At 70.0% G+C, this 11,227-nt stretch carries 1 pseudogene; it reads left to right on the top strand.

Going from position 1 to position 11,227, the window contains the following annotated elements:
* Positions 1 to 16: 16 nt before the first annotated feature.
* A pseudogene (locus ACH438_RS11665) lies at positions 17 to 11,224 on the top strand (SDR family NAD(P)-dependent oxidoreductase); the annotation flags it as partial.
* Between the last annotated feature and the right edge of the window lie 3 nt (positions 11,225 to 11,227).

Genomic DNA, 11,227 nt, shown 5'->3' with positions numbered 1-11,227 from the left:
GGTGGAGAAGACGATGACCACGAACACCGACCAGCTCAGGAACGCGCTGCGCGCCTCACTGAAGGAGACCGAACGGCTGCGGCAGCTGAATCGCGAACTGGAGGAGACGAATCGGGAGCCCCTCGCCATCGTGGGCATGAGCTGCCGGTATCCGGGCGGCATCGCCTCACCGGAGGACCTCTGGCGGCTGGTGACCTCCGGAATCGACGCGGTCGCGGAGTTTCCGCGCGATCGCGGCTGGAATCTCGAAGCACTCGAATCCACCTCCCACGCGCGAGAGGGCGGATTCCTCTACGACGCAGCGGAATTCGACGCCGCGTTCTTCGGGATCAGCCCGCGCGAAGCGCTCGCCATGGATCCCCAACAGCGGCTGGTGCTCGAGACCGCATGGGAGGCCTTCGAGCGGGCGGGCATCGACCCGGATACCTTGCGCGGCTCTCGCTGCGGAGTCTTCCTGGGAGCCAATGGATCCGGATACGGCATCGGGGTCTCCGAACCGGAGGCGGAGGGCTATCTGCTGACCGGCACCGCCGCCAGCGTCATCTCCGGGCGCGTCGCCTACACCTTCGGGCTGGAGGGCCCGGCGGTCACCGTCGACACCGCATGCTCGTCCTCGCTGGTGGCACTGCACCTGGCGGGTCAGGCGCTACTGCGCGGCGAGTGCACGCTGGCCTTGGCGGGCGGGGTGACCGTGATGCCGAATCCCGGCCTGTTCGTGGAGTTCTCACGGCAGGGCGGGCTGGCGGCGGACGGGCGGTGCAAGGCGTTCGCGGAGGCCGCGGACGGCACCGGCTGGTCCGAGGGCATCGGGATGCTGCTCGTCGAACGCCTGTCGGACGCACTGCGGCTCGGGCATCCGGTGCTGGCGGTGGTGCGCGGCAGCGCGGTGAATCAGGACGGCGCCTCGAACGGGCTCACCGCGCCGAACGGTCCATCGCAGGAGCGGGTCATCCGCCAGGCCCTGGCCTCGGCGCGACTGGCCGCCGGGGAGATCGACGTCGTGGAAGCCCACGGCACCGGCACCGTGCTCGGTGACCCGATCGAGGCGCAGGCGCTGCTCGCGACCTACGGACAGGACCGCCTCGGCGATCAGCGGCTGTTGCTGGGCTCGCTGAAATCCAATATCGGGCACACGCAGGCCGCGGCCGGTGTCGGCGGAATCATCAAGATGGTCATGGCGATCCGCCACGGCCAGGTGCCCGCCACCCTGCACGTGGACGAGCCGACCACCCAGGTCGACTGGACGGCCGGCGCGATCGATCTGGTCACTGCGCAGACACCCTGGCCGGACACCGGCCGGCCGCGCCGGGCCGCGGTGTCCTCCTTCGGCGTCAGCGGCACCAACGCGCACACGATCCTCGAACAGGCGCCATCGGCCCAGGCCGAGCCGATGGCTGCGGCGGCGACGCTGCCTGTGCTGCCGATCATGTTGTCCGCCAAGACCGATGAAGCACTGCGTGCCCAAGCACAGCGGCTGCGTGCCCACCTGGACACTCAGGATGGTCTGCTCGACATCGCCTTCTCGGCGGCCACCTCCCGGGCGGCGCTGACCCGGCGCGCGGTGGTGCTCGCGGCCGACCGCGAGGAGCTGTCGCGAGGCCTGGCCGCGCTGGCCACGGGCGAGGCCGCGATCGGCGGTCCGGTGAAAGGCAAACTGGCGTTCCTGTTCTCGGGACAGGGTGCACAGCGGCTGGGGATGGGCCGTGCACTCCACGAGACATTCCCGGTGTTCGCCGCCGCCTTCGACGAGGTGTGCACGGCACTGGATCTGCCGGTGCGAGAAGTGATCTGGGGTGGCGATCGGGAACGGTTGAACCGCACCGAGTTCACCCAGACCGGGCTGTTCGCGTTCGAGGTCGCGTCGTTCCGGTTGCTCGAGCATTGGGGCCTGCGACCGGACTTCCTGCTCGGACACTCCATCGGTGAACTCGCCGCCGCGCATGTCGCCGGAGTGCTGACGCTGACCGATGCCGCCAGATTGGTCGCAGCGCGAGGAGAGTTGATGCAAGCGCTGCCACCAGGCGGCGTGATGGTGGCTGTACAGGCATCCGCGGACGAGGTGCGGCCGCTGCTGGTCGAGGGCGTGAGCATCGCGGCGATCAACGGCCCGGAATCGGTCGTGCTCTCCGGTACCGAGGACGCGGTCATGGCAGTCGTCGGCGACCGGAAGTACAAGCGGCTGAGCGTCTCCCATGCCTTCCATTCGGCTCTCATGGAGCCGATGCTCGACGAGTTCCGGGCAGTCGCGGCGGAGCTGTCCTATCAGCAGCCGCGAATTCCACTGGTATCCAACCTGACCGGACGGCCGCTCACCGACATCGACGCCGAATACTGGGTGCGCCATGTGCGTGAAGCGGTGCGCTTCGCCGACGGCATGCGGTATCTGGCGGACTCCGGTGTGCGGACGTTCCTGGAAGTGGGCCCGGACGGCACCTTGAGCGCCACGGGCCAGAACTGCGTCCCCGCCGGTGAATTCACGCCGATCGCCCGCACGGACCGGCCCGAGACACGCACGATCGTCGATGCCCTCGCGGCGCTCCACATCACCGGTTCCGGACCGGACTGGACGACGGTCTTCGACGGTACGGGCGCACGGCGGGTGGACCTGCCGACCTACGCCTTCCAGCGCGAACGCTACTGGCTCGAACCGGCCGTGCTCACGAATGTCACCGCGGCCGGACTGGGTGCGGCCGACCATCCGCTGCTGGGCGCGGCGGTATCGCTGCCCGAATCCGAAGGTGTGCTGCTCACCGGGCGGTTGTCGCTGGACACCCACCCCTGGCTGGCCGACCACACCTCGTCGGGCACGCCGCTGCTGGCGGGTACGGCGTTCGTGGAACTCGCACTGCGCGCCGCCGATCAGGTCGGCGGCGGCGCGGTGGAGGAACTGGTGCTCGCCGCCCCGCTGCTGCTGCCCGAGCGCGGTGGCGTCGACCTGCAGGTCATCCTCGGCGCCGAGGACGAGACGGGTCGCCGGGCGCTCTCGGTGTATTCGGGCCGGGATGACGAATGGACCCGCCACGCCACCGGAATCATTGCGGCCGGAGCGGAGTCGGCGTCGTTCGACCTCGGCCACTGGCCGCCCGCGGGTGCGACCGAACTGGATGTCGAGTACCTCTACAGCGCGCTGGCCAGCGTGGGCATGGGCTATGGTCCCGCCTTCCGCGGCCTGCGCGCGGCCTGGCGGCTCGGTGACGAGGTGTTCGGTGAAGCCGTCCTCCCGGAGGGCGACGGAGCCGGATTCGGTTTGCACCCGGCACTTTTCGATGCCGGGCTGCACCTGCTGGGTCTCGATGCCTTCGCCGCGGAGGAAGGGCGTGCGCATCTGCCCTTCTCGTGGTCGGGTGTGAGGCTGCATGCCTCGGGCGCCACGGCTGTGCGCGTGCGGGTCACTCCGCGTGCGGGCGGCGGTGTCTCGGTGCTGATGGCCGATGCCACAGGGGCACCGGTGATCTCGGTGGATGCTCTGGAAATGCGGGCCGTGACCACCGATCGGCCCCAGCAACGGCCGGACCCGCTCTACCACGTCGAATGGGTGCCCGCGCCGGAAACCTCTGCACCGGAGCTTGATTCGGAGATCGAGGTACTCACCTGCGAGCCCGAGCCCGGCGACACCGTGCACTCCACACACGCCACGGTGTGCCGCGTTCTCGACGCCCTGCAATCCTGGCTGGCCGGCAATCGCCCCGATACCGCGCGCCTGCTGGTGGTGACCACCGGCGCTGTCGCCGCGGTACCCGGTGCGGACATCACCGATCTCGCGGCTGCCGCGGTCTGGGGTCTGGTGCGCTCGGCCCAGTCCGAGCACCCCGGCCGCTTCCTGCTGGCCGATGTGGACGCACCCGATGCCGTGGCTACCGCGCTGGCCTCGGGCGAAGCGCAGGTCGTGGTCCGCGCGGGCCGGGTGTTCGTGCCGCGGCTCGCGAAGGTAACCGCGGCGGCCGCACCCATCAGCTGGCGCCCGGACGGTACTGTGCTGATCACCGGTGGCGCAGGAACTCTCGCCGGTTTGGTCGCACGACACCTCGTGGTCGAGCACGGCGTGCGGCACCTGCTACTGGCGAGCCGCAGCGGCCGCGTACCCGAGCTCGCCGACCTGGACGTGACCGTCACGAGCGTGGCTTGTGACGTCGTGGACCGGGCCGCGGTGGCGGATCTGCTGGCGGGCATCCCGGCCGAGCATCCGCTGACCGCGGTGGTGCACACCGCGGGCGTCGTCGATGACGGCGTCCTGGAATCCCTCACCCACGCCCGCGTGGAGGAGGTACTGCGGCCGAAGGTGGATGCCGCATGGCATCTGCACGAGCTCACCTCGGAGCTGGAGCTCTCGGCCTTCGTGCTGTTCTCCTCCGGCGCCGGTGTTTTCGGCACCGGCGGGCAAGCCAACTACGCGGCGGCCAATGCCTTCCTGGACGGTCTGGCCCAGCATCGGCGAGCACGCGGACTGCCCGCGACCTCGCTGGCATGGGGGCTGTGGGCGGTGCGCAGCGGGGTCACCGGACATCTCGCGGAAGCCGACCTGGCCCGCGTGGCACGTGGCGGCGTACTGGCATTGTCGGCGCGAGAAGGGCTGGCGCTGTTCGACACCGGGTCGGCTGCCGAGCACGCGCTCGTGGTGGCGATGCGGCTGGACCTGCCCGGACTGCGGGCGCGCGCCGGAGACGGCGAGATCGCGCCACTGCTGCGCGGGCTGGCCGGCTCGCCCGCACGCCGTAAGATCGCCGGACGGGCCGGCTCGCAACTGACGGGCCTGACCGGGCAGGAGCGCGAGCGTGCCCTGCTCGAGCTGGTCACCACGAATGTCGCCGCGGTGCTGGGACATTCCGGCGCGGACGCGGTCGACACCGGGCGGGCCTTCGGAGAGATCGGCTTCGACTCGCTGACCGCGGTCGATCTGCGCAACCGGCTGGGTGCGGCCACCGGCCTGCGGCTTCCGGTGACCTTGGTGTTCGACTTCCCGACCCCGGCGGCGCTGGCCGCGCACCTCGGCTCGGAATTGTCCGGTGCCACCGGCGAAGTCGACGCCCCGGCAGCGACCGTCGCCGTGGACGAACCCATCGCGATCATCGGGATGGCCTGCCGCTATCCCGGCGGTGTCGCTACCCCCGACCAGCTCTGGGAGCTGGTCGCGTCCGGCACCGACGCCATCTCCGAATTCCCCCGCGATCGCGGCTGGGACGTCGAGGCGCTCTACGATCCGGACCCCGACCGGCTCGGCACCACCTACACCCGCGCGGGCGGGTTCCTGCACGAGGCCGCCGAATTCGATCCCGAGTTCTTCGGCATGTCGCCACGCGAGGCGCTGGCCACCGACTCCCAGCACCGGTTGCTGCTGGAGGTGTCGCACGAGGCCTTCGAGTGCGCCGGCATCGACCCGGAAACGCTGCGGGGCAGCCGGACCGGTGTGTTCGCGGGCGTGATGTATCAGGACTATGCCAGCGTGGTGGAGCACGCCGCCGACAACTTCGAAGGCACGATGGGATTCGGCGGCAGCATCGCCTCCGGGCGCGTCGCCTACACCTTCGGGTTGGAGGGGCCGGCGATCACTGTTGACACCGCCTGTTCGTCGTCGCTGGTCGCATTGCATTGGGCGGCACAGTCGCTGCGCTCGGGGGAGTGCTCGCTGGCCCTGGCCGGCGGCGTGACCGTGATGTCCACGCCGGGGGTGTTCATCGGATTCTCCCGCCAGCGCGGCCTGTCCGCGGACGGGCGCTGTAAGGCGTTCTCGGCCGCGGCCGACGGGACCGGCTGGGGTGAGGGCGCCGGAATGCTGGTGGTCGAGCGGCTCTCGGACGCTCGCCGCAACGGGCATCCGATCCTGGCCGTGGTGCGGGGGTCGGCGATCAATCAGGACGGTGCCTCCAACGGGCTCACCGCGCCGAACGGGCCTGCGCAGCAACGGGTCATCCGCCAGGCCTTGGCCGCGGCCGGGCTGTCGGCCGGGGAGGTGGACGCGGTCGAAGGACACGGCACCGGCACGACGCTCGGTGATCCGATCGAGGCGCAGGCGTTGCTGGCGACCTACGGGCGGGATCGGGAGCAGCCGTTGTGGCTGGGATCGATCAAATCCAATATCGGGCACACCCAGGCGGCCGCGGGTGTGGCCGGGGTGATCAAGATGGTGCAGGCCATGCGGCACGGCGTGCTGCCGCCGACGCTGCACGTGGATGCGCCGTCCCCGCATGTGGATTGGACTGCGGGCGCGGTGTCACTGCTGACCGAGGCGCGGGAATGGCGGGCGGGCGGGGATCGTCCGCGGCGGGCGGGGATTTCCTCGTTCGGGGTGAGTGGCACCAATGCGCATCTCGTGCTGGAGGAGTACTCCGCCGGCCAGGAGTCCGGGCCGGCGGCGAAAACACCTGTCCCGTGGCTTGTTTCGGCGAAGTCCGAGCCGGCGCTGGGGGAGCAGCTGGCGCGGCTGGGTGAGTATGTGCGGTCGCGGCCCGAGCTGGAAGCGGGCGATATCGGATGGTCGCTGGCGACGACGCGCACCGGACATCGCTATCGCGCGGTCGTGATCGGGCGCACCCGTGACGAGTTGTTGGCCGGGCTGGACGCGCCCGCGATCACCGGGTCGGTGGTCAAAGGTCAACTGGCGTTCCTGTTCTCGGGGCAGGGTGCGCAGCGCTTGGGGATGGGCCGCGACCTGTCCGGGGAGTTCCCGGTCTTCGCCGCCGCCTTCGATGAGGTGTGCGCTGCGCTGGAAATGCCGGTTCGCGAAGTGATCTGGGGTGCGGATCCGGATCAGGTGAATCGCACCGAGTACACCCAGACCGGGCTGTTCGCGGTCGAGGTGGCGTTGTTCCGGCTGGCCGAGAGCTGGGGGTTGCGACCCGATCTGCTGCTCGGGCATTCCATCGGTGAGCTCGCCGCCGCGCATGTCGCGGGAGCAATGTCGCTGGCGGATGCGTGCGTGCTGGTGCGCGCTCGTGGCCGGTTGATGCAGGCTCTGCCCGCCGGCGGCGTGATGGTGGCTGTACAGGCGTCGGAGGCCGATATCCGTCCGGCGCTCGCCGACGGTGTGAGTATTGCGGCGATCAACGGGCCGAACGCCATTGTGCTGTCCGGCGACGAGTCAGCGGTCCTTGCGGTCGTGGGTGATCGGAAGGCCAAGCGGCTGCCGGTCTCCCACGCCTTCCATTCGGTGCGGATGGAGCCGATGCTCGACGAGTTCCGGAAGATCGCGGCGGGACTGACCTATGCGACGCCGCGAATCCCGGTGGTGTCCAATGTGACCGGTCAGCCGGTCACCGCCTACGACGCCGAATACTGGGTGCGCCACGTCCGGGAGACGGTGCGATACGCCGACGGCGTGCGATATCTGGCCGGCCAGGGTGTACGGACCTTCCTGGAGTTGGGGCCGGACGGCACGCTGTCGGCGCTGGGACCGGACAGTATCGACGACGCGGTATCGGGCACCGCATTCGTGCCGATGCTGCGCAAGGACCGCCCCGAGAGCGAAGCCGCGATGTCGGCGCTGGGTCGATTGGCGGCCCGGGGGATTCGCACCGACTGGTCATCAGTCTTTCCCGATGCCCGGCGGGTGGAACTGCCCACGTACGCCTTCCAACACAGGCACTATTGGCCGAAGCAGGCCGCGCCCAGCGGTGACGTCACCGCCGCGGGCCTGGATGCGGCCGATCATCCGCTGCTCGGCGCGGCGGTGGCCCTGCCCGAATCCGATGGCGTGCTGTTGACGGGCAGACTCTCGCTGGAGACGCATCCGTGGCTGGCCGATCATGCGGTGCTCGGCTCGGTGCTGGTGCCCGGGACGGCCTTGGTGGAGTTGGCGATCCGCGCCGGGGATCAGGTCGGCTGCCCGGTCGTCGAGGATCTCACCCTGGCTGCCCCGCTGCTCCTGCCCGAACGCGGGGGACTGCAACTGCAGGTCGCGGTCGCCGCCGCGGATGAGCAAGGCCGGCGCGCCGTGTCGATCCACTCCACCGCGGATGGATCGACCGAGTGGACTCGCCATGCCACCGGTATGCTCGGCATCGAAAGCCGCACAGCCGATTTCGACCTGAGTGTTTGGCCGCCCGAGGGTGCGCACGCGCTGGCGGTAGCAGGCTGCTACGACCTCTTCGCCGAGCGTGGTTTCGTTTACGGCCCGTCTTTCCAGGGCTTGCATAAGGCTTGGCAACTCGGCGCCGAGATCCTTGCCGAAGTCGAACTCTCACAGGAGTTCCACGACGATGCCTTCGGTATTCACCCGGCCCTGCTGGACTCCGCGCTGCACGCACTGGGCCTGGTCCCGGACGCCGGAGACACCGGCGCGCTGCCGTTCTCGTGGACCGGTGTCTCGCTCTATGCCGGCGGGGCGCGCACCCTGCGGGTCCGTCTGACCCGATCCGGTCCGGACACCCTGGGTCTGCAGGTGGCCGATGGCACCGGGAAGCCGGTAGCCTCGGTCGACTCGCTTGTACTGCGGGCAGCGGCGGCGGAGCAATTCGGCGCACCCCGCCACGATGACTCGCTGTGGCAGCTCGACTGGGTGAATGCGAGTGAACCCGGGGCGTGGACCGGGAATTGGGTTGCGCTGGGTGACGCGTCCCTCGAATCACTGGATCCCGTACCGGACATGGTGGTGGTCGCCACCGCACCGGGGGATACTCCCGACGCTGTACGCGCCGCCACCCATCGGATGCTCGGCCTGCTTCAATCCTGGCTCGCCGAGGACAGATTCGCCTCCGTGCGCCTTGCGGTGATGACTCGCCACGCGGTAGCCGCCGCGCCTGGCGAGCATCCGGCCGATCTCGCCGGAGCAGCGGTCTGGGGGCTGGTGCGCTCGGCGCAATCCGAGCACCCGGGCAGGTTCGTGCTGGCCGATGTGGAGTCACCCGCCGACCTGGATGCCGCACTCGCGAGCGGTGAACCGCAGGTCGCCGTGCGCGCGGGTACGGTACTCACCCCGCGATTGGCCAGGGCGGCAGGCACACTCACCGCGCCCGGCGATGCACCTGCCTGGCGGCTCGACACCACCGGCAAGGGCACCCTGGAAAATCTGGCGCTGCTGCCGCACCCGGAAGCGACCCGAACACTCGAAGCGGGTGAGGTGCGCATCGCGGTCCACGCGGCCGGCTTGAACTTCCGCGATGTACTCAATGCCCTGGGCATGTATCCCGGTGACGCCGGGCCCCTCGGGGTCGAAGGCGCCGGAATCGTCACCGAAACAGGCGCGGGCGTCACCGATTTCGCCGTCGGCGACCGTGTACTGGGCCTGCTCCCGTGGGCGTTCGGCCCGACCGTGGTCGCCGATGCCCGAGTGATCGTGAAGCTGCCCAGCGGATGGTCGTTCACCCAGGGCGCCTCCGTGCCGGTGGTCTTCCTCACCGCCTACTACGCACTGCACGATCTCGCGAACCTGAAGGCGGGCGAGTCGCTGCTGGTGCACGCCGCCGCGGGCGGTGTCGGCATGGCCGCCGTGCAACTGGCCCGGCATTGGGGCGTGGAGGTGTTCGCCACCGCGAGCCCGCCGAAGCAGGATGCGCTGCGCGCCCAGGGACTGGCCGAGGAACGCATCGCCTCTTCTCGCAGCCTGGACTTCGCCGATGAATTCCTCGCGCGCACAGACGGTCACGGCGTCGATGTGGTGCTCGATGCACTCGCCGGTGACTTCGTCGACGCGTCGCTGCGCCTGCTGCCGCGCGGTGGCCGGTTCATCGAGATGGGCAAGACCGATGTCCGCGATCCGGAGCAGATCGCGGCGAATCATCCCGGGGTGGTGTATCGGTCCTTCGAACTGTTCGACGCGGGCCCCGACCGCATCCGGCAGCTACTGGACGAGCTGATGAAGCTGTTCGAAACCGGTGTGCTGCAGCCGCTGCCGATCGCCACATGGGATGTCCGGCAAGCACCCGAGGCATTCCGGTTCGTGAGCCGCGCACGCCATATCGGGAAGGTCGTCCTCACCGTCCCCGCCGCCCTGAACACGGACGGAACGGTGCTGATCACCGGCGCGACCGGCGCCCTCGGCGGGCTGGTGGCCCGGCATCTGGTCAGCGAGTACGGGATTCGTCATCTGCTGCTCACGAGCCGCCGGGGCACGGCCCCCGAGCTCGCGGACGAGCTGACCGCACTCGGCGCGCAAGTGACGATGGCGGCCTGCGATATCGCCGACCGCGAAGCCCTGCATGCGCTGCTCGCCGCGATTCCCGCCGATCACCCGCTGACCGGTGTGGTGCACGCGGCCGGCGTCATCGACGACGGAGTGTTCGAAGCCCTGACCCCCGACCGGATCGACACCGTGCTGCGGCCGAAAGTCGACGCCGCGTGGAACCTGCACGCGGAAACCGCGCATCTGGACCTGGCCGAATTCGTGCTCTACTCCTCGGCTTCCGGTCTCTTCGGCGGTCCCGGGCAGGCCAACTACGCGGCGGCCAACGCCTACCTCGATGCACTTGCGCAGCACCGTGCGGCCTCGGGGCTGGCGGCCGTCTCGCTGGCGTGGGGGCTGTGGGATGCGCGCAGCACCATCACCGGTGATCTCGGCGAGGCTGACCGCAAACGTATGTCACGCGGCGGAGTTCGCGCCCTGTCCGCCACCGACGGGCTGGTCCTGTTCGATGCGGCGCGGCAAGCCGGGCGCGCCGCCGTGGCGCCGATGCACCTGGATACGGCCGCGCTGCGCACCCAGGCGCAGCCACATCCGTTGCTGCGCGGCCTGGTTCGCGCTCCCGCACGCCGAATCGCCGAAACAGGCACCGGTGCGGCGGAATCGCTGCGCGACAAGCTGATCGGACTGCCACCGGCCGACGCCGAGCGGATCCTCACCGATCTGGTCGCCACCCACATGGCCGCGGTCCTCGGTTATCCGAGCCCGGACGCGGTGGATCGGGATCGCTCGTTCCGCGACCTCGGCTTCGATTCCTTGACCGCCGTGGAACTTCGCAACCGCCTGGGTGCGGCCACCGGACTGCGGCTGCCCGCGACCCTGGTGTTCGACCATCCGACCGCCCCGGCGGTGGCGGCCCTGCTGCGTGCGGAGCTCGCCCCCGACGGCGGCGCGTCCGCGACCGTGGCGCTGCGGGAAATGGATCGGCTCGGCGAGCTGCTGTCCGCCCTGGACACCTCCGAATCCGAGCGCGCCCAGATCACCGTCCGGCTGCAATCCCTGCTCGTGAAATGGGGTGGCGCGCAGGCGCCCGCCGAATCCGGCGCCGGCATCGACGCCGACACCGACGACGAGCTTTTCGACTTCATCGACAACGACCTACAGGTGTCTTGATGA

Origin of the sequence: Nocardia sp. NPDC020380, from assembly GCF_044386975.1 — a bacterium.
Lineage (GTDB): Bacteria > Actinomycetota > Actinomycetes > Mycobacteriales > Mycobacteriaceae > Nocardia.
The sequence above is the reverse complement of the archived record's forward strand: the minus strand, read 5'-3'. Positions and strand labels throughout refer to the sequence as shown.